The sequence below is a fragment of the Prosthecobacter algae genome, assembly GCF_039542385.1.
In the GTDB taxonomy this organism is placed as follows: Bacteria; Verrucomicrobiota; Verrucomicrobiia; order Verrucomicrobiales; family Verrucomicrobiaceae; genus Prosthecobacter; species Prosthecobacter algae.
In genome coordinates, this window is the sequence record NZ_BAABIA010000004.1 from 1 (window position 1) to 25,576 (window position 25,576).

18 protein-coding genes are annotated in these 25,576 nt (G+C 61.7%); 9 read left to right on the plus strand and 9 right to left on the minus strand.

The annotated features are described in order from the left end of the window. The 5 genes from ABEB25_RS09960 to ABEB25_RS09980 all read right to left on the minus strand — a co-directional run. A partial coding sequence (locus tag ABEB25_RS09960; protein WP_345736250.1) for a sensor histidine kinase occupies nt 1–2,414 on the minus strand: 2,414 nt, incomplete at its 3' end. Between the two features lie 368 nt (nt 2,415–2,782). After that, nucleotides 2,783–3,076: a hypothetical protein gene (locus ABEB25_RS09965; RefSeq protein WP_345736251.1), complete on the minus strand. Its 294-nt coding sequence runs from the start codon at nt 3,074–3,076 to the stop codon at nt 2,783–2,785. Between the two features lie 90 nt (nt 3,077–3,166). Next, a complete protein-coding gene (mscL, locus tag ABEB25_RS09970; RefSeq protein ID WP_345736252.1) occupies nt 3,167–3,535 on the minus strand; it encodes a large conductance mechanosensitive channel protein MscL in 369 nt (122 codons plus the stop codon). A gap of 25 nt (nt 3,536–3,560) precedes the next feature. Continuing rightward, entirely contained in the window at nt 3,561–4,436 is an 876-nt protein-coding gene (locus tag ABEB25_RS09975; RefSeq protein WP_345736253.1) for a nitrilase-related carbon-nitrogen hydrolase, read from the minus strand. Nucleotides 4,437–4,487: 51 nt separating this feature from the next. Next, nucleotides 4,488–5,075, minus strand: a complete 588-nt coding sequence (locus ABEB25_RS09980; RefSeq protein ID WP_345736254.1) for a GNAT family N-acetyltransferase — start codon at nt 5,073–5,075, stop codon at nt 4,488–4,490. 158 nt (nt 5,076–5,233) lie between these two features. Between ABEB25_RS09980 and ABEB25_RS09985 the strand changes: the two genes are divergently transcribed. Then, nucleotides 5,234–6,070, plus strand: coding sequence for an aminotransferase class IV (locus tag ABEB25_RS09985; protein ID WP_345736255.1), 837 nt, complete (start codon nt 5,234–5,236; stop codon nt 6,068–6,070). Nucleotides 6,071–6,359: 289 nt separating this feature from the next. Here ABEB25_RS09985 and ABEB25_RS09990 read toward each other — a convergent pair whose 3' ends face one another. After that, nucleotides 6,360–7,622, minus strand: coding sequence for an efflux RND transporter periplasmic adaptor subunit (locus ABEB25_RS09990; RefSeq protein WP_345736256.1), 1,263 nt, complete (start codon nt 7,620–7,622; stop codon nt 6,360–6,362). A gap of 119 nt (nt 7,623–7,741) precedes the next feature. Between ABEB25_RS09990 and ABEB25_RS09995 the strand changes: the two genes are divergently transcribed. After that, nucleotides 7,742–8,392 carry a 3-keto-disaccharide hydrolase gene (locus ABEB25_RS09995; protein ID WP_345736257.1) on the plus strand — a complete coding sequence of 217 codons (651 nt, stop codon included), beginning with the start codon at nt 7,742–7,744 and terminating at the stop codon, nt 8,390–8,392. Nucleotides 8,393–8,717: 325 nt separating this feature from the next. Here the strand turns inward: ABEB25_RS09995 and ABEB25_RS10000 are convergent, their stop codons facing one another. Continuing rightward, nucleotides 8,718–10,055 (minus strand): NAD(P)/FAD-dependent oxidoreductase, encoded by a 1,338-nt coding sequence (locus ABEB25_RS10000; RefSeq protein WP_345736259.1) that lies wholly within the window; start codon nt 10,053–10,055, stop codon nt 8,718–8,720. Between the two features lie 377 nt (nt 10,056–10,432). Here ABEB25_RS10000 and ABEB25_RS10005 point away from each other — a divergent pair, with 377 nt between their 5' ends. From ABEB25_RS10005 to ABEB25_RS10020, 4 genes are all read left to right on the plus strand, one after another. Further along, complete coding sequence (locus ABEB25_RS10005; RefSeq protein ID WP_345736260.1) at nt 10,433–10,600, plus strand: hypothetical protein; 168 nt, start codon at nt 10,433–10,435, stop codon at nt 10,598–10,600. Between the two features lie 204 nt (nt 10,601–10,804). Continuing rightward, nucleotides 10,805–12,259 carry a class I SAM-dependent methyltransferase gene (locus ABEB25_RS10010; protein ID WP_345736261.1) on the plus strand — a complete coding sequence of 485 codons (1,455 nt, stop codon included), beginning with the start codon at nt 10,805–10,807 and terminating at the stop codon, nt 12,257–12,259. After that, a complete protein-coding gene (locus ABEB25_RS10015; protein ID WP_345736262.1) occupies nt 12,252–14,939 on the plus strand; it encodes an ATP-binding protein in 2,688 nt (895 codons plus the stop codon). Before ABEB25_RS10010 ends, ABEB25_RS10015 begins: the two co-directional genes overlap by 8 nt. A gap of 26 nt (nt 14,940–14,965) precedes the next feature. Further along, nucleotides 14,966–16,231, plus strand: a complete 1,266-nt coding sequence (locus ABEB25_RS10020; protein ID WP_345736263.1) for a hybrid sensor histidine kinase/response regulator — start codon at nt 14,966–14,968, stop codon at nt 16,229–16,231. A gap of 72 nt (nt 16,232–16,303) precedes the next feature. Here ABEB25_RS10020 and ABEB25_RS10025 read toward each other — a convergent pair whose 3' ends face one another. Continuing rightward, nucleotides 16,304–16,786, minus strand: coding sequence for a hypothetical protein (locus ABEB25_RS10025; RefSeq protein ID WP_345736264.1), 483 nt, complete (start codon nt 16,784–16,786; stop codon nt 16,304–16,306). A gap of 59 nt (nt 16,787–16,845) precedes the next feature. Here ABEB25_RS10025 and ABEB25_RS10030 point away from each other — a divergent pair, with 59 nt between their 5' ends. Next, the gene (locus ABEB25_RS10030) at nt 16,846–17,487 is read left to right on the plus strand and encodes a hypothetical protein (RefSeq protein WP_345736265.1); all 642 of its coding nucleotides are present in this window, start codon (nt 16,846–16,848) and stop codon (nt 17,485–17,487) included. 366 nt (nt 17,488–17,853) lie between these two features. Here the strand turns inward: ABEB25_RS10030 and ABEB25_RS10035 are convergent, their stop codons facing one another. Beyond that, complete coding sequence (locus ABEB25_RS10035; RefSeq protein WP_345736266.1) at nt 17,854–19,182, minus strand: hypothetical protein; 1,329 nt, start codon at nt 19,180–19,182, stop codon at nt 17,854–17,856. A gap of 142 nt (nt 19,183–19,324) precedes the next feature. Here ABEB25_RS10035 and ABEB25_RS10040 point away from each other — a divergent pair, with 142 nt between their 5' ends. After that, nucleotides 19,325–21,139: a protein kinase domain-containing protein gene (locus tag ABEB25_RS10040; protein ID WP_345736267.1), complete on the plus strand. Its 1,815-nt coding sequence runs from the start codon at nt 19,325–19,327 to the stop codon at nt 21,137–21,139. Nucleotides 21,140–21,347: 208 nt separating this feature from the next. Then, nucleotides 21,348–25,205: a translocation/assembly module TamB domain-containing protein gene (locus ABEB25_RS10045; RefSeq protein WP_345736268.1), complete on the plus strand. Its 3,858-nt coding sequence runs from the start codon at nt 21,348–21,350 to the stop codon at nt 25,203–25,205. Nucleotides 25,206–25,576: the final 371 nt, after the last annotated feature.

Sequence of the window (25,576 nt, forward strand, 5' to 3'; positions counted from 1 at the left end):
GGGGCGGCGGTAGGGCCTGGGGGGTGGGCTGAGGGTGGGGGGGAGGCGGACGAGGGATGGAGGGTGAGGGAGACGGGGCCGGTGGCGCTGCGGACGGGGATCTGGGAGGTGGCCCGGCTGAGACGGAGGCGGCTGGTGAGGCGGGCGGGCCTGACCTGGGGCGGGGTGGCGATGGTGCTGAGGTGGACGCGGATGGTGCGGGCGGAGGCGTGGGTGAGGGAATTGTGCACGGCCTCCTGAACGATGCGCATGAGCTGGAGGGAGACGCCTTCGGGCAGGGGGGCATCGGGCCCTTCCTGGGTGAAGTGAATTCGGGTGGAGGTGCCGGGCTGGACACGGTTTTCTAACCAATTTTGCAATGCGGCGGGCAGGCCGGTGGCGAGGGTGGTCTCGCTGCGGAGGTCCCAGATGGTGTGGCGGGCCTCCACCTGGCAGTGACGGAGCATGGCGGTGGTGTCGTCGATGAGCCGGGGGAGCATGTCTGGGGCGGCATGGACGGCACCTTTGAGGGTCTCCAGATGCAGGGCGGCGCTGCTGAGCTGCTGCTGGAGGCTGTCGTGAAATTCGCGGGCGATGCGCAGGCGCTCTTCCTCGGCGGCGGCGTGGCTTTCGATCTCGCGGATGTGGCGGGCCTGGCGCCAGAGCTGCCAGCGGAAGATGAGGGCACCGGGGAGGGCGAGTCCGGCGAGGGCGGTGAGGACCCAGACGGCGAGGGTGAGGCGGGCGGGCGTCCACCAGGAGGGGCCCTGGATGAGGGCGAGATCGGTGAGGCTGCGGGGGATGACGGAGAGGGTGGGGGCGGCATCGTCTGCGCCGGTGGCGGTATCGCCGCTGGGACTGTCGATGTGGCAGATGCCGGTGAGCTGCACGGTGCTGCCTTCCTGCAGGTGGTGCATCTGGGGGGGGCTCAGAAAAGTCTGCCAGATGAGGTGGCAGTGCACGCCGCTGGGCAGGGCGAGGGTGTAGCGGGGCAGGCCGCCGGGCAGGGTGTGGGTGTGGAGGATGCCGGTGAGGGAGACGAGCTCCCGCTGCATGCGGGGGTGGAAGAAGCCCTGCTCCAGATGGATGGGGGCGGGCGGGCCGGCATGGCCCAGCGGGCGGCAGATGCCATCCTGCAGGGTGAGGCGGCCCTCCACATTCTGCGGCCACCCGGCGATGGCCAGACGCTGGCCGGGGAGGAAGGTGGCGAGCTGGCGGGTGGTGACCTCGATGCTGCCATCCTCCGTGCGCAGGCAGACCCAGGAACGGGGCCGGGCGGCGGTGACGGTGCCGTGGAGGTGGATGCGCTGGCGGGCATTCGTGCGTGGGGTGGCCTGGATGGCGCTGAGGGCGGTGATGGGCGGGCTGTTGAAGGCCTCCTCCAGCGCACGCGGCTGGGGTGACCAGCGATTCCGATGAGCGACAAGGAGGAGGGCGCTGGCATCCTCCGGCAGCAGGGGCGGATCTGCCCGGCAGACGAGCACGGCGGTGAGAGTGACGGGGCAGTCTAACCATTTATCCAACACGGCCTGCGGCTCCCGCCAGGGCAGGCGGGCGATGGCGTAGCCGCTGGGCGTGCTGATTTCCACCAGCATGGGCGCGCCATCCAGCGGGGGTACGGAGATGCGGCGGATGACGCCGGAGACGCGGGCGAGGTGGCCATCCAGCCGGAGCTGGGCGGCATCGTCCAGGTCAAAGGGCAGGGCGGGGAAGGTGCTCTTTTCCTCCGGGATGAGGGTAATCCTAGGCGGGCCAAAGGTGGCGCGGCTGCCCAAGATCATGGCCAGGCCCTGGCGGCGGGTGAGGTAGCCTTCCACCTCCACGGTATCCCCCGGCGCAGGCAGATGGATGGCGGGTCGGCTGCGGGGATCGTACCCGATGCCGCCGGAGCTGTCCTGCACGTAGGCGATGCCGAGGCGGTGATTGGTAAAGGTGACGGTGCCGCGCACCCGCACGGGGTCTGTGACATCGCGGCGAAACATGCGGGCCTTGGCTTCGGCGATGGTGATGAGGGGCAGGCTGCTGGCGCGGGGCGGGCTGGTCTGGGCGGCAGGCGGGCTTTGGGGGAGGGGCGGCTTCGCGGTGGGAGCCAGCGCTGCGGTGGGGGTGGCAGTGGGGGCATCTGCTGGGTTGGCCGAGGGACGAGTGACGACGGCGGGGGCCTGGCTGCGGTAAAGCGGGGCCGTGTTTTTGAGGGCGGTGGCCGGGCTGGGGTTCGACTGGGCTGAGGGCGCGGTGAGACCGGGTGTGGCCGGGATTTGGCCGGGCGCCGCCGCGTTTGTGGGGCTGGTTTCAGCGGCGGGCTTGCTGGGCGGCACGGGTCCTTGAGTGCTGCCGATGCTCCCCCCTGGCTGGACTGCCTGCAAGCAGACGAGCCAGCCCAGCACGACGAAAAAGACGCCGCTGCAAAGGGTGGTGGCAGATGTGGTGGTCATCTGAAGATCCCAAGTGTGACAAATTCGTGGGTGCCCTGGCAAGCGGCTTTTTTAACGATGCTCAGAATAATGGTATTTGAGCTGCATAAAATGGCGAAGGCGAGCGGTCAGTCCCATTGTTGAACAAGTTTTTAGCTTAGGTGAAAATCTAAAAATAAGGAAGCCCAATGAATGAACCAGGGCACAATCTCTGGGGAGGAAGCCTTCTTCACTTCCTCCAGGGACGCGCTTGGGAGAAACGCGGGACCAAGTCGTGTCTCCCGCAGGTCCTTGTACTTCTCCCATGATTTTGCAGCCCGCAGCGCTCCTCCTTGGAGCCGTCTATCCTCTAGCCAGGGCTACCGCCGTGGGCTGAATCGCCGACCTGTTTAATCCTCGCAGGCGACCTCGGCCTCACCTGGATATTCAGATAAATACAAAGACATGCCCAAGTCAGCCATGGACCGCATCATTTCGGGCGCGATGGTAGCACCTCCTCCAGTCGCACCACGGCGAATCATGAATCCAATGTCGGCCACATACTTGCCGGGCTGAAGTTTGGGCTGGGACGCGGCGAGCCACTTCTCCAAGGTATGTAGCTGTTCAGGAAGGTTCCAAATATCGCCACAGATCTGGTCAATTTTGCCGACAGAGGTGTCCTCTGAGTAAATGTGGATAGGCACGCGGCGTGCAATTAAGAATAAACACAGGCCCCAGCCGCACCGGTGGGTGAGGATGTGGCGAGTCCTAAACAACGAAACAAAGCCGCAGCATCAGCGCGCCTTGAGGAGATCGCGGATCTCCTTGAGCAACTGCACATCTTCCGGGACTGGCGGCGGGGCGGCGGGTTCGGCAGGCTTGGCGCGTAGGGCGCGGATCTTGTTGATCGGCTTCACAAAGATAAAGAAAACGACGGCGGCCAAGAGCAAAAAGTTCAGGATGCCATTGCCCAGGTCCCACACCCCCTGAATAAAGGATGGCAAGGCGTCATTGCCTTTGACCATTTCAACGACGGGGCCGATGACGCCTTTGACGACGCCATCCACCAGCTTGCCGAAGGCGCCGCCGATGACCACGCCGACGGCGAGATCCACGATGCTGCCGCGCATGACGAACTCTTTGAACTCACTGACGATGCTCATAATAGTAATGTGTTGGTTGGGTGATTCAGGATTCGACCTGATGGATGGTGAAATGACCAGCCAAATCTTTGCCAAGATGTGAAGGATTTGTCTCCATGTGCATTCGGCGCATGATTTCCAGCGGTCTTTTTTCCAAAGTCACGCGGAGCTGATGCTGACCTTGCGTGAACACCTCGGTCTCTGTCCAGCGGGGTGCGTGGCGAAAGACGGCCTGGGAAGGGGAGTAAAGGGCGAGACGACCGATGTTTTCATCGATCAGTTCGGACTGGGCCTTGCCGGTGAGATGGCAGACGGCGACATGGCAGCCCAGCTCGATGGCGCGGGCGGAGGCACAGCGGTCCACGCGCTCCACGCCGAGGATGCTTTCAGTGGCGCTGGGGCAGAGGATGAGGTCCACGCCATCGCCCCGCAGGCGGGCGGAGATCTCGGGAATCTCGATGTCCAGGCAGATGACGACGGCGATGCGGAAGCCCTGAAACTCCCACAGGTAAAGGATGCCACCGGGGCTGAAGACGCTCTCCCAAGGGGTGAGGTGCAGCTTGTCCTGATGGCTGAGCTGACCCTGGCAGAGGATGGGGGCGCGATTGAAGATGCGATGGGTATCCGGATCGGCAAAGGGGGCGGTGCCCAGCACGGCGGCCTTGCCTGGCACATCCAGCCGCTGGCGGAGGCTGGGCACAAGCGTGTGCCAAAAAAGCCGCGACAGGGTGTGGTAGTGGCTGGGGTCTCCAGGTTGCTGCGGCATCAAGGCCTCCAGCCCCATCCAGGTGAACTCGGGGAGCAGTACCAGATCGGCCCCGCTGTCCCAGGACTGCCGCACCACACGCACCACTTCATCGGCAAAGGCGGCGGGGCTGTCGCAGGGATGACCGGGGTCAAAGGTGAGGAGGTCGAGGATCATGAGGCCGATGAAGGAGTGAGCCGCCAATGAAACGCCAAAGGCTGGGCTGCGCTACTTCAGTTCTTTGGTCCAGAAGGTCAATGTTTTAGCGGACTCGGCAGCCTCATGCACTTCCTTCCAATGAAAGGTGGCCTGCATGCCGGGCTGCTTTTGGTAACCCTGGGAGATCCAGAAATCATCCAGCGGGCGGTAGTCTTGAGGGCGCAAAGGATGGTCTTGCGGGCGATCCACCGCACAGAACGTGGTGAGCCCCAGGCTAAGTGACCGGGCGTGGTTTTCACGATGCTTGAAGAACTGCCTACCCAGTCCGCGTCCACGATATTGGGGGAGAAGGATAGATTCCCCAAGGTAGCAGATGCGTGAGATGTCATGTCCTGCTTTGACAAAGGCCTCCTGAAATTCGGGGCCTTCATCGGCCATGGGCATGCAGGTGGTTGCGCCCACCACGGCATCGCCATGAATGGCGAGCACGGCGAGGCTGCGCTCTGCCTCCAGATACACCTTCAGGTAGTCGCGTTCATAATCCAGGCTGCCATCATAAAGGTACGGGTAGTCCCTGAAGACGGTGATGCGAAGGGCCCCAAGAGCATCCAGGTAGGGCTCGATCTGCTTTCCCTGTACGGTGATGAGGCGCAGCATGTTGAATCAGTAACGGTGGGGGGAGGTAGAAAGTTAGATCGAGGGTGCAAATGAATGCACAAAAGACTCACAAGACCTGTGAAATCATTCTTTTCATCCGCGCGAACAAGTCTGCGTTCAAGGCTTGAATGCCTGGTTTTGCTGCTAAAGTTCAGCACATGAATCCCTCTCAGTTTATCTGGCTCAATGGCCGCCTTCAGTCTCTTGAAGAAGCCCGGCTCTCACCGCTGGATCACGGTCTGCTGGTGGGAGATGGTGTGTTTGAAACCCTGGTGGCACGCGGGGGCAGGCCCTTTGCCGCACGGGAGCACTATGCGCGGTTACAGCGGTCCTGCGACGTCACCGGACTTCATTGTATCTCGGAAGAAGTCTTCGAAGAAAGCATGCGGGAAGTGATGGCTGCGAACGGGCTGGTGGATGCGCGGGTGCGGGTGACGCTGACCAGTGGGGACGGGCCGCTGGGCTCTGATCGCGGAGCCGGGCGCGGCACGGTGCTGGTAGTGGCCACGCCGCTGAAACCCTGGCCGCCCACGGAGAACGTGCAACTGGCCCCCTGGACGCGGAATTCACGCGGGGCGCTGGCTGGGGTGAAAAGTGTCTCCTATGGTGAGAACGTGCGCGCCCTCATGTATGCGAAGGAACGTGGCTGCGGGGAGGCGCTGGTGGTGAACGAGTCTAACCAACTTTGCGAAGGGACGGGGTCCAATGTGTTTGTGGTGCTGGAGGGGCGGCTGCTGACGCCGCCGCTGTCCTCCGGCTGCCTCGCGGGCATTACCCGCCAGCTTGTCCTGGAGGCCTGTGTGAAGGAGGGCATCGTGTGCCTGGAGGAGGACCTGCCTGCTGTGGTGCTGGAGGAGTGCGAGGAGGCCTTTCTCACCTCATCCACGCGGGATGTGCATCCGATCGCGGGACTGAATGGCCGCAGCCTCAAGGCCCCTGGACCGGTGACACTGGCCGTGCAGCAGGCCTTTGCCCGCCAGTATGGGCTGGGGTGAGTCAGGGGAGGGGGGGCGGGAAGTTCGTGCGCATCCAAAGTACTCTAGTGCTTTAGCACGCGTGTGGGCCGAGGGTTCTGCGAGGTCGAATGACTGAACAAGACGGGTGCGAGCTGAAGCTCTGGAGTACTTTCCGGCAGGCGGCAGCCAAAGTACTCTCGTGCTTTAGCACGCGGGTGGGCGGAGAGTTCTGCAAGAGCCAATGACCGAACGTGACGTGTACGAGCTGAAGCTCGGGAGGACTTTCCGGCAGGTGCCCAGGCGGCTACGAGACTGCCTGAAAATCAGCCTAGTGGCGGGCCACCACTTCAGTGCCGTCCTTCACGGAATCAGGCGGGTGCATCAGCACACGGTCACCAGCTTTGAGGCCCTGGATCACCTGGGTCCATTTGCCATCGCTGCGACCGGTTTCCACCGTGGTGACGCGGGCCTTGTCCTGATCAAAAACAAAAGTGCGCCACACGGAGCCTTCGCGGAAGAGGGCCCCGCTAGGCACCTGCAGGACGTCGTCCTCATGCCAGACGGCCACGCGTACTTCCACGCGGAAGCGGTCGCCCAGCGGGGTGCCTTTGAGCCCGGCGGGATCGAGGTCGCAGAGGACGATGACGCGCTGCTCCTCTACGCCCAGGGCGGAGACTTTGGTGAAGGCTGCTGGCTCAACGCGGCGGACGGTGGCCTTCAGCGGGGCGTCACCACCCCACTGTTCGATGCTGGCCGGGGCACCTGGGCGTATGAGCACGGCATCGCGGGAGAGGATTTCGGCCTCGACTTCCAGGTCGGCCACGTCGCCGATCTCCAGGATCGGGGCACCGGCGGCGATGATCATGGCGCTCTCTTGCTCCACTCGCAGCACACGACCGCTGACGGGGGCGCGCAATTCCACGGGCGTGCTGTCGCCGCCGGGGCTGGTCATCTGTAGCAGGGCGGCCTTGGCCTGGGTGAGCTCATACTCGGCCACCTTCAGGGCGAACTCTTGGGAGCGGACCTCGCGGCTGCGCATCTCGGCCTCGCGCTGGATGTTGTCGCGGTCGGTGATGGAGATGCTGCCTTCGGTGGCATTGGACTTCACGCGGTCCCAGTTGGCCTGGGCAAAGCGCGCAGCGGTGCGAGTCATTTCCAGGCCTTCGGAGGCCTGCTGGAGCGCCGCCTGGGTGGAGGCGATGCGGGCATCGGCCTGGGCCTTGGTGCGGGCATCAATGAGCGGTGCGATGCCGGGCTCGATGAGGGTGAGCACGGTTTCGCCGGCCTTGACTTCATCGCCAGCTTTCAGGGGCACACGGCGCATGCTGCCGGTGACGGGGGCGGCCACGATGTAGCGGTTGCGGATGCGGGTCTTGCCCTCCTCCATCACATGCACGGTGAGGGGGCCGCGCTTCACCTCGGCCAGCTCTACCGGCGTGGGGCGGGGGCGTAGGCCGTAGATGACGAGTCCGAGCACGCCGAAGCCCACAGACCAAAGAACGATCTTGCGGAACAAGCCACGCTTGGACGGAACTTTTTTCGCTTCCCACGGTGGGGTGGGGGATTTGCCTGACTGCTCCTCGTTAGCCATGTTTTTTCTATGTAAGCCAGACTCTTGAACAGAGCAGGTGAAATTTTACGTTTGAGGGCAGGTAGCTACGGCTTGCACAATGCTTGCCAGCGGCTGCGGACTGTTTATTCTGACTCTTCATGAAAGCTTCTCTCTTTGTGTTTCTGGTTCTGGGTGCCTGCCGCGTCATCGCAGCAGATGCTGTTTCTTTATTCGATGGAAAGTCCCTCGCCGGATGGACCGGACCTGATGGTGCCAAGCCAGGTGCTGGCTGGGTGGTGGTGGATGGAGAACTGCACCTGAATGGTGAAAAGGGAGGCAATCTGTTGTCCGAAAAGGAATACACGAACTTTGCGCTGGAGTGGGAATGGAAGGTGGAAGAAGGCGGCAACAACGGCATCAAATATTGGGTGACGAAGGTCGGTGGTAAAGAGTGGCTGGGCATTGAGTATCAGATGATCGACGATGCGAAGCATCCCGATGGCCTTAAAGGTGGCAGCCACACCACGGCCTCCATCTATGACATCAAGGCCCCGGCGGCGGACAAGCCGCTGAATCCCCCCGGCCAGTGGAACAGCAGCCGCGTGGTGGTGCAGGACGGCAAGATCGAGCATTGGCTGAATGGCAAGCTGGTCTGCGCGGCAGATACCACCACGGATGCGTGGAAGACGATGATCGCAGGCAGCAAGTTCAAGTCCAAAGAAGGCTTTGCCCCCGGCAAGGGCCGCATCATGCTGACCGACCACCACGACAAGGTGTGGATGCGCGGCCTCAAAATCACGGAGAAGTAAGCGCCGAAAAGACAGTCAATTTATGGACGGATCTTCCGCGAGGAAGATCCGTTTTTTGTTGGCGGGCTGGAAGTGGATAAAGTGGAGCGCGGAGACTCTTCTCCGCCTTCATGATTCAGCGGCGCAGCCGCCAAGATTCTCAACGAAAGGACAAAATCTAATAGACATCCTATCTCCAAAGAGATTCGGTTTGGCGGCTGCGCCGCAAGGGTTTTAAAAGCGGAGAAGAGTCTCCGCGCTCCTCTCATGTCGCTTTCTCCAAGAGGCCCATGAGATCTGACTTCAAGGGATCAATCACACGCGCATTAGTTGTGTTCGGCCTCCCTCAGGCCGCGGCGCGGAGGGGTGGGTGCCAGGCGTTGCGCACGGCAAAGTTTTCTGCTGCGGGCACCTGCCAGACGAGGTATTTGGACAGCATCTTCATAAGGCTGCGACTGTAGCCGCTGCGGGTGTAGCCCCCTGAGGCCATGCTGGCGATGTGGAAGGTGGAGTGCCGCTCCATGACGCTAGCGATGTTAAAGGGGGATGGCTTCATGGCCAGGTTCTTGCCCGCAAGATGGATCTGGAAAATGCGGCCATCGTAAAAGTAGCGCACGAGGTCCGTCCACGCCTGGTGCCACTCCACAATGCGGCGGCTGTAACGATCCAGGGCGCGGGCGAGGGCGGCGGGATTGTGGAGGATTTGCGTGCCTTTGGAAAAGACGCATTCGTCGAGTTGGCGCGCGCCCTCTAGCGACATGAAGAGGCCGGGGGAGAGCATGGGATCCACAAAGCCGTAGGCATCCCCCAGCAGCACCCAGCCGGGGCCGTGGCCCTGTTGGGAGAGGAGCTGGTAGTTGGTGTAAGTCATCACCGGGGAGACCCGGCGGGCACGGCTGCCTTTGGCGGCGAGGATGGGCTCCTGCCGGATGGCGTTTTCCAGGCGTTCTTCGGCGGTGGCTCCCAGGGTGGGGGCGTGGGCTTTATTCACCACGATACCCACGGAAAGGCGGCCGGGCAGGGGGATGCGCCAGCTCCACCCAGCGCGGAGGACGGAGATGATGACCTGGCCGGGCTCCACTTCGTCATGGTCGAAGTCTTCAAAGTGGGCGAAGTAGGCGATGTCGTCCCGCTCGCCTCGGACGGCGGGGATGTTCATGCTGCGGGCGAAGGTGCGGGCGCGGCCGGAGGCATCTACCAGCAGGGGTTTGGCATCGGGCGGCAGGCCCGCTTTTGCCAGGCTGTCTGCACTCAGGCGCAGGGTGGGCTGGCCGTTTTCCACGCTGGGTTCCAGGGTGGCCCGGGCATGGACAAAACGGGCACCGAGTTCCTCAGCCCGCACGCGCAGGAGGTTGTCCAGTTCGGGGCGCGGGGTGTTGTAGGAGTAGGGGGGCAGGTGGCCCTCCACATTTTTGAAGCTGAAGTGGATGCGCGGGCCGTCATCGGTGACGAAGAAGGAGGCTCCGGGCTTGCGGGTGGACATAGCGGCCACGCGCTCCTCAATGCCGAGCTGACGAAAAACGGGGACGACACCGGGTATGAGGGATTCGCCGACGAGGAGGCTGGGGCGTTTGTCATCATCGAAGACAACGCAGGCAATGCCGCGCTGGGCCAGCAGGGCGGCGAGGGTGCAGCCAGCAGGTCCGGCACCTACAATCACGACTTCCGGGGAATTCTCCATCATCACAGACATCATGCCATTTTACGCCCGCTCTTCAAGGCGGGCATCAGGCATTTGCATGAAGAGGCCGAATTTCGCTTTTTTGGAGTGGCCCGAAACCTGGCTAGAAAGCCAGTTCGGTCTGGAATTTTAAACCCCTTCCATGATATGAATGCCAGACATCTTACATTTTCGGAAATGCGTGGCGGTGATTTATGGATGCCCTGTCAGACAAAAACTTTTTTTCCCATGGGGGAGCCTTGGCGGTGGTATTTTTGGTAGCGTTTTTTCTCCGTTTGAACTCACTAGCTTGCTTTCGGAGAGAGGACTTTTTCAAGTTAGTAGCTGAGGGTGAAGCGAGTAACTGGTGACTTAGATTGGAGGAAGTAAGCGGAGATAAAATGAAGCTTGAAGTGCAGGGTGAATTCTTGATTTCGCGGGCGGCAACTGGCCTGATAGCTAGGAATGAAGCTGGAAAAGGAGGTCAGCCTAACAGGGTGTTTTTTCGAATTTTTGATGATTTTTGGCAGGGCTTTCATATGAAAAATCTTGAAATGTCAGTCAGATGATTTTTTCGAGTCACGAGCTGGTCGGTGTCGCTCGTGAATCACATGTGTTTACAATGTGTAGTAAGTCGATAAATTAGGACTCTATATACTGCATTTCAGATCTTGAATTATCTTGTTGACCGCCGTGAAGGTTGTCTGCAAACAGGGGGCTGTGCTTTGAGGTATTTTTGATCTCGGAGTCCAATCCCCTTCTTCTTCTGAAAGATGCCCGCAGACTCCGCAGACCTGATTCCTGGCTCCCCAGGGCTGAACGCTGAAAATCTCAGCATCATTGTGTGCCGGAACAGCCAGGGGGCGGAGGTAAGGGGGACGGTGCACAGGCTGACCCGCCACCTGGCGGTGTTTGAAGTTTACAATCCCTATAGCATTTTGCAGCTCTCGGAGGTGCTGATGGATTTTCGGGTGACGGTGAATGACCGGATGCTGTATTCGGGCCGCGCGGTGGTGACGAATCTGGTGAACACCGGCATCATGCTCATCCTGGAGGCCTCGCTGGATGAGGAAGGGTGGATGGACCCAGATATCTTCGCCCCGCTGCAGCAGCGGCTGGGCCTGGGGGAGGAGCTGGCGACCCTGCTGCGGGATACGAGCCGGATTTTCCAGGTGAGCCCGAATTTCAAGATCGTCGTGATTGATATTCTGACGGTGCTCACGGATCTGCGTCGCTGGCTGGAGCAGGTGGAGCTGTGTGTGCGTTCCCTGCCGACCGGGGACCGCCTGGAGTCCGAGTTGTATGCCATTCAAGAGGTGGAAAAGCTGGTGCTGCCAGCGCTGTGGCCGCTGTTTTTGAAGTTCGAGGAAGCGGCGGCGGAGGTGCCTCAGGAGCTGCTGCCCGTGCACCGTGGCTACATCAAGAGGCAGTTGCACCCCATCGTGCTGTGCTCCCCCTTCACCTACCGCACGTATCAAAAACCCCTGGGTTATGCGGGGGACTATGAAATGGTGAGCATGATGCTGCGGTCACCGTATGAGGGCAGCTCAGTCTTTGCGAAGTTGATCAACCGCGTCTTTCTGGAATCTCCCACGGTGGTGGCGCACCGGAACCGGATCACCTACCTGACGAAGCAACTGCATGATGAGACGGAACGGGTGCTGCCTGAAGGGAGAAAGGCTCGTTTCTTTAACCTCGGCTGTGGCCCGGCGCAGGAGGTGCAGCGCTTTATCTCGACCGATGAGCTGAGCCATGAAGCGGACTTTACCCTGGTGGACTTCAATGATGAGACGCTGGAACACACGCAGGGTACCCTACAGCACCTGTGCCAGGACTATGACCGGCGGATGGCCCTGCAGTTTGTGAAGAAATCCGTGCACCAGATGATGAAGGAGGCCGGGAGGCCGCAGGGCGGTGGCGCCGGATATGACGTGGTTTATTGCGCGGGCCTTTTCGACTACCTTTCAGACCGCGTCTGTCGTCGCCTGCTGGAGATCTTTTATGACATGGTGGCTCCGGGCGGGCTGCTGATCGCCACGAACGTGCACTCGCGAAATCCCTCGCGCTACTGGATGGAGTGTGTGATGGACTGGCACTTGGTCTATCGCAATGATGAGCAGTTCCTGAGTCTGGCACCCAGCCGTGCGCCGGCGGGGGCGACCGTCATCCGCGAAGATGAGACGGGGGTAAATATTTTCATGGAGGTACGCAAGCCGAAGAATGCCTGACAAGACCTCCATCGACCAGCCCCAGCTCTGGGAGGCCTTTGAGGCGGATGAGGTGCAGATCCGGCGGCGAAATTTTCGTGTCTGCTGCGTGCTGACGGCCATTTTCATGCCGTCAGGGGCCAGCCTGGACCTGCTGGTCTATGACTTTGAGCACATGCTGCAGTTTCTGCCTGCGCGTCTGCTCAGCAGTGTGTGCCTGCTGGGGCTGTGGGTGGCGCTGGGCTTTGCCCAAACGGTGAAGTCGGTGCGGGTGCTGGGGCTGCTGGTGGCGATGCCGCCCATCCTTTCCATCGCCTGGATGATTTATCAGTTGGGCGGGGCGAACTCTCCTTATTACGCGGGGATGAACCTGATCATGGTCGGTGCGGCGCTGATGATGAGGTGGACGACCCGGGACAGCATCATTGTGGTGACGCTGACGCTGATTTCCTACGGTGTGGTGTGCCTGAACAACAACCTAGCGGGGCATGAAAAGATCCTGTACAACAACGGCTTTTTCCTGTTTTTGACGGCGGTGATGGTGGTGGTGGGCACCTGGCTTTACACGGGCATCCGTTTTAACGAATTCATCCTGCGCCGCCGCCTCAATGAAAAGAGCACGGAGCTGCTGGATGCCAATGCGATGCTGGAGGAAAGCAATACGAAGCTGCGCGAGCTGGATGATGCGAAGAGCCGCTTCTTTGCCAACGTGAGCCATGAGCTGCGTACGCCGCTGACGCTGCTCATCGCGCCCATCGAGTCCCTGATCAACCAGCGAAACCACCTGAGCGAGGAGCAGAAGTCCGATCTGCTGGCGACCATGCAGAGCAATGCGATGCGCCTGCTGAAGCTGATCAATGACTTGCTGGACCTGGTGCGGCTGGAGTCAGGCACGATCCAGATCCGCAGCGCCCCGGTGGCGCTGGAGGATTTTGTGCGCGGGCTGGGCAAGGCGGTGGCGGGTGTGGCTAAGGACAAGCGCATCAATCTCCAGGTGGACTGCGAGAGTGGCATGGGCCGGGTGATGGCGGATGCGGAGAAGCTGGAGCGCATCTGCCTGAACTTGCTGTTCAACGCCTTGAAGTTCACCCCGGCAGGCGGCACGGTGCAGTTGAACGCCACGCGGGCAGGCTCCTGGTTCCGGCTGGAGGTGAAGGACTCCGGGGTGGGCATCGCGGCGGCCGATGTGCCGAACATTTTCAACCGCTTCTGGCAGGCGGACACCTCCTCGCAGCGCAAATTCCAGGGCATGGGCATCGGCCTTTCGCTGGTGAAGGAAATCGCCGAGGCGCATGGTGGCAGCGTGGCCGTGCAGAGCGAGCGCGGGAAGGGCACCTCCATGTCGGTGATCCTGCCATTCCAGCAGGCGGAGGAAGTGGCAGAGACGACGGCTGAGGACGAGATCCCAGACATGGAGCCTGTGGCGCAGAAGGAGTGGATCAGCGAGCTGTACCGGCGTGCGGAAATGTTCCCGGCGATGACCTCGCTGCAGGCGACGCTGCGGCCGATGGAGCTGGGGGTAGGGCGGCGGAGCAAGAAGCCGAAGCTGTTGATCGCGGACGATGAGCCTGACATGCTGCGCTTCCTTCGCTCGCAGCTTTCGGAGACGTTTGAGGTCATTGAGGCGGTGGATGGGCACCAGGCAGTGGAAAAGGCGGCACAGTTCCTGCCGGACATCATTCTTTCTGACATGATGATGCCGGAGAAGGACGGCCTGCAGGTGTGCCGGGAGCTGCGCGAGCGCACCTCCACCCGAGGCATCCCGGTAGTGCTGCTGACGGCGCGTGCGGATGAGAAGACGAAGATCGACTGCCTGATGGCGGGGGCGAGTGACTTTCTGGGCAAGCCGTTTTCCCTCACGGAGCTTTCCGTGCGGCTGAAGAACCTGACGGATTCGCACCTCTTCCAGCGTGAGCTACAGGTGCAGAAGCAGCGGCTGGAGGCAGCACTGGAGCAGGTGAAGGAGACGGAGGCGATGCTGGTGCGCAATGAGAAGCTTGCCTCCCTGGGCAGGTTGAGCGCGGGCCTGATCCATGAGATCAACAATCCGCTCAACTATGCGAAGCAGGCGCTCTTTGTGCTGCGTGACACGGCGGGCAAGCTGACGGAGGCGGATCGGCCTGACTTTGTGGAGACGCTGGGCGACATCGAAAACGGGGTGGACCGAGTGGCCCGCATCATCAGCGATCTGCGCGGCTTCTCCAGGACGACGCATCAAGTGGCCGGTAATTTTAACCTGAGCCAAGCCGTGGAAACGACGCTGCGATTCTTCTCCCACGCGATCAAGGACGGCGTGGAGGTGAAGCTGGACCTGCCGCAGTATGTGGAAGCGGTGGGAGACCAGAACCAGTTCATCCAGGTGCTCATCAATCTCATTCAGAACTCCATGGATGCGATGTCAGAGAAGACCTACCCGGAAGGGCAGGAGCGCTGCCTGTCCATCTGGGCCACCCAAAATGGCACGATGGCGGCGCTGCACATCCGTGATAACGGCCCCGGCATCCCGGAGGAAAACCGGAATAATATCTTTGATCCTTTCTTTACGACTAAGGATGTTGGCGCGGGTATGGGCCTGGGCCTGTCCATTTGCCACCAGATTATGGCTGAACACGGGGGGCGGATCCTCCTTGAAAGCGTCCTTGGTGAGTTCTGTGAATTTGTTTTGGAATTTCCCGTGACCGCTCCCATACTCGAAGCCTGACGCAGCCGCGTCTAATAGACTCCCTCATGCAAAACCTCTACGATTATAAACGCTACGCAGTCCTTTACGTGGACGATGAAGAAATGGCGCTGAAGTACTTTGAGAAAACCTTCGGTGGCGAGTTCCGAATCTTGACCGCCACGAATGCCAATGAAGGCCTCAAGCTGATCGAGTCGCGCGGGGATGAAATCGGCGTTCTGTTGACGGACCAGCGCATGCCCGGGCAGAAAGGCGTGCAGCTTTTGGAGCGTGCCCGGCAGATCCGTCCGAAGATCGTCCGCATGATGATCACTGCCTTTGCCGACTTTGGCGTGACGGTGGATGCGGTGAACCTGGGCAATGTCTTCCGCTATGTGTCCAAGCCTTTGCAGGTGGAAGACATGCGCAACACACTGCGCCGGGCGATGGAATTTTTCCTGCTGCAGCGGGAGCGGGACGACCTGCTGCGCGAGAAGCTGAGCGTGCTGCAAAACATGGTCATCACAGACCGCGTGATCAGCCTGGGAGTGCTGGCCAGTGGACTGTGCCAGAACCTGCGCAACCCGCTGGAGGCGGTGCAGACTTTCCTGAACCTGACGCCGCTGAAGCTGCGCCAGGAAAGCGTGGACATGGACCGGTTGCAGGACCCTTCCTTCTGGCGTGACTTTCACTCGCAGGTGCTGAAGCAGGCGGGCCGCATTTCGGAACTGATCGGGGAACTGGATGGCGCGAGCCTGGCGGACACAATCAAGGCCGAGGCCCCGCTGAATGTGGCGGAAAGCATCCAGACGGTGGTGGCTGGGCTTCAGGCCGGACTCCAGGCCAAAAACATCCGGCTGGATCTGGAAATCGCCGATGGACTGCCAGCGATCTCGACCGAGCGCGCGCGTTTTGAGCGCATGTTCCAGCTTCTGATTCAGGACGAGATCGACGTGCTGCCTGCGGGGTCCCGCATCGCGCTGTCGGCCAAGGCTCAACGCTTTGCCGACCGTCCAGTCTCCATCCAGTTCACCCTTCAGGATGACGGCCCGGGCCTGCCCCAGGGGGCGCTGCGCTCTGTGTTTGATCCCTTCGCCATCCGTCTGGAGGATGCACCCGACTTCGGCCTGAATCTCATGGCTGTGTTCTTCCTGGTGTATCACCACGGCGGCAACATCCAGGCCGAGAACAATGGGGAGCGCGGGGCGCAGTTTAAAATCGACATCCCGCTGCTGGCTGATAACCCGCCCGCAGTGGCCACCAGCAGCCGCGACTTTGTGACGAAGGTGCTGATGAACGACCTGCTGTGGGAGCGCCTGCTGGCCGGGGACTGAAGCCTGTAACGTCGACGTTTCTTTGAAAAGCCCGGACGGCCCTGCGCCTCCGGGCTTTTTTGTCGCGCGGTCTCAGGGGAGGGAGATGGGGTGGATATCCGCGTTATGGATACGGAGGATCTTCCAGGTCCAGGGCCAGAGGCCTTCCTTGTGCCACTGAAAGTGCCAGGGCTCCTTCATTTCATTCACGTGGGCCATGATCGCGGGACCAAAGCCAAGACCCTGGCCATCCAAGCGGATGGAGACGGAGGCCTGCCCCTGGCTATCCTGTGCCTGACTTTGGAGGATGCGGGTCTGGAGGGTGAGGCTGATGAACTGGCTGAGCACCTGCTCCCCATTTTCCACCGCAGTATCGCGTGTGTGGCCCATGGCATCGGTGTAGGTGGTGGCCAGCATGGACTTCACCTCCTTCCAGTCGCGGTCCTCCACGGCGGAAAGAAACTGTGCCTGGGCGGCGAGCATCTGCTTTTCCTCCGGAGTGCCAAAGAGCCACCAGCCCAGCCAGGCAGCAGCGATGAGGGCGGGGAGGAAATAAACGAAGCGTGGAAGGCGCATGCCTGTTTATTTCAGGCCGGGCCGCAGGCCTCAAGGAGAAAAAGCCGGGAGGTGGATTGATGATTGACCCGGCGCGCGGCAGCGGCACACTCGCCGCTCTCATGGAACACGTCCTCGTCATCCCCCGCGCTCTTTTTGATTCCCTCGGCAGCTTTCAAGGTTTCCAGCCGGAGGTGGAGCGTTACCTGAACGCGATGCTGGCCCCGGGCGCGAATTTTTTCATGGAGCGCCCGGCGGCAGAGGCGGACCCGACCCACAAGCAGCTCATCCCTTACTCCGTCTTCAAGCATGGTGACCGCTACCTGAGCTACACCCGTGGCGGCAGCTCCGGCGAAAAGCGTCTGGTGGCCAAGCGCAGCATCGGCATCGGCGGCCACATCAATCCGGTGGACCAGGCGCAGGACCAGATGGGTGAGGCAATGTATTTCAACAGCATCGAGCGCGAGATCGCCGAAGAACTGCAAATGGGCGGCACGCACACGCAGCGGGTGATCGGGCTGATCAATGATGACTCGAGCGAGGTGGGCAGCGTGCACCTGGGCGTGGTGCATGTGTTTGAGCTCAGCAGCGACGATGTGCGCTCGAATGAGGAGGCGATCCAGGACCTGCGCTTTGTTTCGCTGGCGGAACTGATCGAGCAGAAGGACAGCCTGGAAAGCTGGTCGCAGATCTGCGTCGGGCACCTGGCGACTCTGGTTTAATGGGTGGGGGCGCAGGAGCAGCGGGTCCCCGATTTTGACAGGATTAACAAGATGGCAGGATTAACAAGATGTGTGGCAAGGGGGCGGGTTTGTTCGGTCTGTTGGTGTTTAGCCTTTAGGCGATCCAATGACCTGCCGGACCTTTTCCAAGATCGCCTGAAGGCTAGACACCAGCAGAGCTAGCGGGAGCGGAGTGGTAGGCCGGAAGACTCCCAAGAAACGGGACTTGCGAAGTCCCGCTCCTTGGGGGCTTTTGGGACGCTCGGAAGAGATCGGACCTAGAGGTCGTATGGGGCCTAGGTCTGGGCCGCTCGGAGGCGGGTTAGTTTTCGAGAGCGCCAGAGGACTGGCGCAGTCTGAAGCGGCTTATTTGAAGACGCGCTTGAGCACGGCTTTTTCTTCGGGGGTGAGGGTCTCCCGCCAGACTTGTTCGCCACCCTGGCCGGGGCTTTTGGCGCTGCCGGCGGCAGTGGGGCCCTGGTAGGTTTTATCCACCTCGTGCTTGCCGTCTTGCAGGCTGAGCATGGTGCTGAGCTGGGCACGGGAGAGATCGCTGTTGGAGACAGCTTCATTCTTGTCGGTGCCGAAGTTGTTTTCTTCGTCGGAGAGGGTCAGCGGGGCAGTGCCAGGGCCACGACTGATGTCGCCTTCGCCAGGGTTGTCGCCGGGTGTCTGGCCCTGGCGGCTCAGCATGTCGGCGAGCTGGTCGTCTTCGCCTTCACCATCGCCGAGGAAGCCGGGGTTTTTGCACATGCCCTGGCATTCACCGGCACCTTTTTTCAAGGCTTCGCGGAGTTGGTCGAGCTGGTCCTTGGACATCGAAGGGATGCTTTTCGGATCAATCTGGGCCAGCTCCTTGAGGAGGTCGGGGTTCAGTTCCAGGGGGCTGGATTGCAGACCTTTCAGGGCTTCGTCGAGGTCTTTGAGGAGTTGGTCTTTGCCTGCCTGGGAGAGCTTGTCGGCGTAGTTTTGCAGGGCGTTGAGGCTGCGTTCGGCAGTCTTCAGGTTTTGGGCCATCTGGGCCATGTCATGCTGGAGTTGCTCCTTCAGGGTGTCGCTGGCATGCAGGCTGTCGTGGCTGAACCATTTTTCGGGCGGCTGCTCCCGCAGGGCGGCGATCTTGGCGGCTTGCTCATCCTTTTCCTCAGGGGTGATGAGCTTCTCCTCCTCCAGCTTTTGCAGCCATTCGTCCATCTGCTGCCAGGCCTGGGGCTGCACAGTAGGTGGGGTGGCGGTGACTTCCGAGGAGAGGGGCAGCCAGAGGGCGAGGGCGATGCAGGCGAAGCTGCTGAGCCAGGGGGCGGCGACGTGAGACCAGCGCCACTGCCAGCCATCGGCCTGGGTGGCGGGAATCGCGGGCCACGGGCCGTGCCCGGCCTGGGCGACGCTGAGGGCGGTGTGCAGGTGCAGGCGGGACTCTAGCCGCACGAGAGCCTGGGCAGGGGTGAGGAAGCGGGGGCGGGCCTGGAAATAGGCGACCAGGAGGGCGAGGGGCAGCAGCAGAGCCAGCCAGGGGGCAGTGCGGGCGAGATCCTGCCCCTGGCTGCGCAGGGTGAGGATGGCGATGAAGGCGAGCACCCCGGCGGCGATGAGCAGCGGGGTGAGGCTGGCCAGCCACCAGCCGAGGTTCACCTTGCGGGCGGTGCGTTTTGCCAACTGCTGCCAGTGGGTGAGTCGAGCGGCCTGTTCGTCCATGCGGTGAGCATGATAGGGGAAGGGCGAAGGGGTGACCAGTGAGATGATGACTTTTTTCAGTCGTGCAATTTGCTGAATAGTTTCATTTTTTATGCGTGATTGGGCATAAAGTTAGCTTTTAGAAATCGTTAAAGCCGTAGCCATGTCCGACTCCTCCCCCGATGACTTTCCCGAACTCTCCCCTGAGGAGGCTGCGGGCGCAGAGCCGGGCTTTCCGACGCTGGAGGAACTGGCGGCGCTGCTGCCCCAGTATGAGATGCATCAGGTCATCGGCATCGGCGGCATGGGCGCGGTGTATCTCGCGCGGCAGCCGCACCTAGACCGATGGGTAGCGCTGAAGGTACTGCCCGCCTCGGCGGCACTGAATGCGGAAGATTCGGAGCGGTTCAATACCGAGGCCCGGGCGATGGCGCGGATGTCGCATCCGCACATTGTGGCGGTGTTTGACTTTGGCCAGACGACGGAGGGGCACCTGTACCTGGCGATGGAGTATGTGGATGGAGCGGATCTGCACTGGCGGACGCGGGCGGGGGAGATCACCCCGGAGCGCGCGCGGGCGGTCATCGCGCAGCTATGCGAGGCGCTGCAGTATGCGCATGAGCATGGGGTGATCCACCGCGACATCAAGCCGGCGAACATCCTCATCACGCCGGACTGGCTGGTGAAGGTAGTGGACTTTGGCCTGGCGCGGGATCTGCTGGCGCAGGCCCCGGCAGATGTTTCGGAATACGGCACGCCGGATTACACCGCGCCGGAGCGGTTCATCGCGGGAGCGCCCGTGGATCATCGGGCGGACATTTATTCGCTGGGCGTGGTGATCCATGAGATTCTCACGGGCAAGACGCCGCGTGCTGCGGGGACCTCCGCCGGGCTGGGGCTGCCGGAAGGGTTTGCGGGCGTGCTTTCCAAATGCCTGATGCATGACCCGGCACGGCGCTACCAAAAAGCCAGCGATGTGCGGGCGGCGCTGCTGGCCGCGGCGACGGCATCTGCTCAGAAAAAGGCGGTGGCCCCGGTGAACCCACCCACGGCAGGTCCGCGCCGCTATCCCACCCCGGTGAGCCCACCAGTGACGGCAAACAATAGCAGTCCGGCCTGGCTGGGCACGCTGGGCTGGGGACTGGCCTGCCTGGTGGCCCTGGGTGGTCTGGGCTGGCTGGTGTGGAAAGATCACTATCAAAAGCCGATGGGTGAACCTACGGCAGAGGTGGCGGCAGCGGAAGCGGTGCCCGCGCCGATGATGGCGGAGCCTGCGATGGCCACGCCGCCTGTGGAGCCTGCACCGACCCAGGAACCTGTGAAAATGCCCGCGCCATTGCAGTCAATGGTGGCTGAAAATTCTTCCGACATGGCCTCTAACAATGCGATGACGGAGCCCGTTGTTCCGGAGTCTTCATCCATGAACAAAGCTCTCCCAACCGCCGTTGCCCTCGTCGCCTCCACAGTCTCTGCCCTGAGTGTAGACTATGTCCGCCAGATCAAGCCGATCTTGGCCGCGAAATGCTACGAGTGTCACAGTGAAGAGAAGGGGAAGGAGAAGGGCGATGTGGCCCTGGATACAGAAGCGAAGCTGAAGGCCACCATCGGCCCAGGCCAGTACATCATCCCCGGAAATCCAGCCGCGAGTGACATGCTGCGTATTTGCAAGCTGCCCAACGATGATGAGGATGTGATGCCGCCAAAAGGCAAAAACCGCCTGACCGCTGCTGAGGTGGCGTTGCTGGAAACCTGGATCAAGGAAGGGGCGAATCTCACGAGTGCGGCCCCGGCAGCTCCGGCGGCTGCGCCATTGGCGTGGACGAGCAGCGATGGCAAAGCCATCCAGGCCAGCTTTGTGAAGTTGGTGGGGGATCAAATCACGCTGCGGATGGCGGCGACCCAGCAGGACTTTACCTTTCCCTTGAGCCGCCTTTCAGCAGAGAGCCAGGCGCAGGCCAAGGCGGCTGCCGGGATGTGAAGGCGCGCACTCCAGGTGGCGGTGGCCATCCAGGATGCGGCATCGGATGAGGCGGGGTTTTTGGACCTGCGCCTGGGAGGATGCATGCCGATTTTTTGAGGCGGATGCTGATTGCAGGCGGGCGTTTCAACGGCGATGACTAGGGGTGTCGCAGTCGCCCCCGTCACCGCCTCCACGCCGCCGTTTTTGGAAATGGTGCCGTCGCCTCTTGCTCGTTTTCCTGCTGCTGCTCGTCGGGCTGGCAGTGTTTCATCGTCCCCTGCTGCTGACGGCCATCCGCTGGGTGGGACCGAAGGCAGCGCAAAAGCTGGACTTGCCGCTGAGCTGGGCGGTGGACGGATCGCTGTGGGGTGACCTGAGGATTACGGATGTGGAGACCGGCGGTGGCCCGGAGCACTGGCTGCCCAAAGCGATGGTGGGGGAGCTGGCGGCAGAGTATGACTGGCGCGCGCTGGCCCGGGGCGACTATGAGAACTCGGTGAAGCGGATCACCCTGCATGACGTGGAGGCCGAGGCGGACCTGCGCCGCCTGCCCGCCAGCAAGCCGAAGGAAACGCCGCCGCCTAACCAGAAGTCTGGCGAGATGCCACCCATAGTCTGGCCGCGCACGGTGGACATCAAGAACATCAATGCGACAGTGACGCTGGCGGATGGGCGTAAGCTGATCCTGCGCGGACTGACGCTGCAAATGGGGGAGGGGATGCCGGGCGTGTTTGAGTGCCACGAATTCCGCCAGGAGCCGGGGAATGTGCATCTGGAAAACCTGCGGGCCGATGTGGAGTGGGAAACGCGCAAGCTGATGGTGAAGAACCTGACGCTGCCCAAGCAGGTGGTCCTGGAGCGGCTGGAACTGGATGTGCATGGCCTGTGGGAGGCGGACAACTCCGCCCTGGTGGTGCTGCTGGCAAAACTGGGCGCGGCCCGGTTTGAGGTGAATGCCAAGGCGGCGGGTCTACTGAAGGCGCCGATGCAGGTGCAGGCGAAGGTGCTGGGCCGGGACCTGAGGTCTGAGGAGTTGCAGACGCTGGGCCTACCGAAGGAGGTGTTTTTCGAAAAGGGCACGCTGGACCTGACAGTGGCGGGAGATCCGGCCACGCCGTCAGAGCTGAAGGTCGATGTGGGACTGGCCCTCGCGAATCTACGTACCGCCGGGGCCACGGTGGATGCGATCTCGGTGGCAGCGACGGTGAAGGATGGCCGTGCGGAAGTGCAGGGCGTGAAGGTGACACGTGGGTCTAACCAACTGGATGTCACGGCGCAGGCGCTGCTGCCGCAGGACCTGAAGGATCTGATGGCGACGCCCTGGACGGCGCAGGTGAAGGGCGTGCTGCCGCAGGTGACGGCCTTTCTGGACCAGCCACCGCCGCTGAAGGGGGCGCTGGCGCTGAATGTCACGGCGGAGGGAAAGGGGGCGACTCCGCTGAAGGCGAATGGCGAACTGACCGGCGAAACGCTGTCGTTTGAAACCTACAAGCTGCCCAAGCTGCGCAGCCTGTTTTCTCTAGATGGTAAGCAGGCCCGATTTGAACTACCGCCGCTGGAATTGGGCGTGGGCAACACGGTGGCGCTGACGGCGACCATGCTGATGCAAGATGCGATGCCGGTGCAGGCGAACTGGACGGTGAAGGTGGCCGATCCCGCCGGGCTGATGAAGACCACGGGGCTGCCGCCGCCGGAGAAGGCGGTGAAGGGCCGGGTGGAAAGCGTGGGCCAGGCAAACTTTAATGTGCAGGATCTGAGCGCTAAGAATTACAACGGGCTGGTGGCGGACCTGTCGCTGAAGCTGGATGAGGCGGCCTATGGCGAGGGCCAGGTGCAGCAGGTGGCGCTGCAGACGCGGGTGGAAAAGGGCCGTGCCCTGGTGGAGTTGGCGAAGGTGCAGTTGGACGCGAAAAATGCGGTGAGCCTGACGGGCGGCATGGACATCCAGCCTCCGTTTGCCTTCACTGCGCAGGGAGACGTGGCGATGCCGGAACTGACGGCGCTGAACGCTCTGCTAAAGAGCTTTGGCGCACCAGCGATGGAGAGCGGTGCCATCGCGGGCAAACTTCAGGCGACGGGGCAGATCAAGCCGTGGCTGTGCCAGGGAACGGTGAAGATGGATGCCACAACGGTGCGCACGGCAACGATGCCGCAGGCAGTGACCGCTGCCCTGGAGACGACCTTTGAAGGCACGAAGGCCAACCTGCAAAAGCTGGAGGCAACGCTGGGCCCCTGGCGGCTGATGGTGAAAGGCACGGTGGATGAGAAGCAGGCGCAACTGGCCGAACTAAAAGTGTGGCAAAACAAGACGCTGCTGCTGGATGGCACCGTGAGCGCGCCCTTTGACGTGATGAAGCCGGAGGTGGTGAACGGGCAGCCGGTGAAGGTGGCGATCACGGCTAAGGACCTGCGCTTTCACGAGATCCTGGCGGCGGCAGGCATCCAGGACATCCCGGCGGGTATTCTGAATGCGGACATCCAGGTGAATGGTCGGCCGGAGTCTGCGCAGGGGCGCATCTTTTTTGAGTTGAAGGATGTAAGCGTGCCGAAGGGACCGAAGGCTTTTCGCCCGGCGACGCTGCGCTCTGAAACGGTGCTGGAAAACAAGCGCGTAAAGACGCTGACGACGGTGACCCAGCCCCCCCTGCAACCGCTGACGGTGGAGGGCGACCTGCCGCTGGATGTGGCGGCGCTGGCGAAGTCCCCGAAGCTGCTGAATGAGACGCCGCTGAAGTTCAACGTGAAGCTGCCGGAGACGGACCTGAGCTTTCTGCGGGAGTATGCACCGGACATGATCCGCAGCATCCCAGCGCGGGCCAAGATTGATGTCCAGGTGACGGGCACGGTGGGCAAACCTGTGGTGAAGGGCGAGGTGGATGTGGATGTGAAGGAGGTGGTGTGGGCGAAGCCAGACCTGCCCTCCGTGCGCGATGTGAAGGTGCGCATCGTGGCGAATGACCGCAAGATCACGCTGGAGGACATCTCTGCGGTGCTGGCGGGAGGGCGCGTGAAGCTGAACGGAACGGTGGATGTAACCGACGGGGCAAACCCGGCGCTGGACCTGAACATCCAGGCGCGCGAGGCCCTGGCCTTTCGCGATCCCACGACCTCTGTCCGGGCGAATGCGGACATCACCTGCCAGGGCACTTTGCAGCAGGCCCGGGTGGCGGGCGTGGTGGAGGCGGTGCGCGGGCGTGTTTTCAAAGAGATCGACCTGCTGCCGGTGCTGAAGCTGCCCGCCGATGTGCCGCCAGTACCGCCCGATACCGGTCGCAGTGAGGCGAAGCTGACATTGCCGCCCATGTTGAAGGACTGGACCTTTGACCTGAAGGTGCGCACGCGGGATCCGCTGCTGGTTTCAGGCAACCTAGCCAATGGTGCCGTCTCCGCCGATGTGCTGCTGAGCGGTCGTGGCGATGCACCGCAACTGACGGGGGGCGCGACGATTGATCGCCTGCTGCTGAAGCTGCCCTTCAGCATGGTGAAGATCACCAAGGGGGTGATCACGCTGCGCCCTGCGCATCCTTTTGATCCGGATTTGGACATCCGGGGCGAGTCGCGAATCGGCAGCAGCGAAATCACCCTCTACATCTACGGGGACTCGACGAATCCGAAGACACGGTTCACCAGCACCCCGCCGATGAGTGAGCCGGACATTGTGACGCTGCTGGCCACGGGGACAACGCTGAACGGATCGGCCAGCGAGCTGGCCTCCGAAGCGGCCACCCGGGCGGCCTTCTTGTTTCTGAGCGAGTTTTATCGCAAGACCTTCAATAAGAAGAAGGTGGTGCGCGAGGAGCCACCGCGCCTGAACATGACCTTCAATCCCTCCGGGGCAGATCGCAGCAGCGACAGTGTGCAGGCGACCTACGATCTCTCGGAAAAGTGGCGGGTGACGGGTCGCTTCACGCAGACCGGGCGCATGAAAGCACTGCTGGGCTACGTGCTGCGATTTGGCAAAGCGGCCCAGGCGATGGATGCGCGCCCGTCTACCTCCATGGGAACGACGACGAACATGAGCCCGACCCCGCTCCCTGCCTCCGGCGCACCCGCTCCCGTGCCTGTGGCCGCACCGACGAGGTAGGGAAAAAGTTTGAGGACAAAGGGTGGGCGAGCCGAAACCCAGCCTGTCGCGGTCAGCCTCCATCCATGAATCCATTGCAAATCCCACATTTGAGAATATCATTAGATAATATCAAACACAACATCGCACTTCGATGCCTGCCGTCCAAAAACACCCCTTCCAAGGCCCCTTTATCCATGATGGTTTCTATCAATCAGTCATCCCCACAAATCCCCAATCTTCCCCACATGGGGAAATGCATCCCCAAGAAATCCCCATCCTAAATCACTGAATATCAACGGATAACGCCTTAAAATCCCCAAATGGGGAGAAAATGAAATTCATCCCCATCCGGCTACTGAGCTTCCATTGTTAGAGTCTCTCGCATCGCC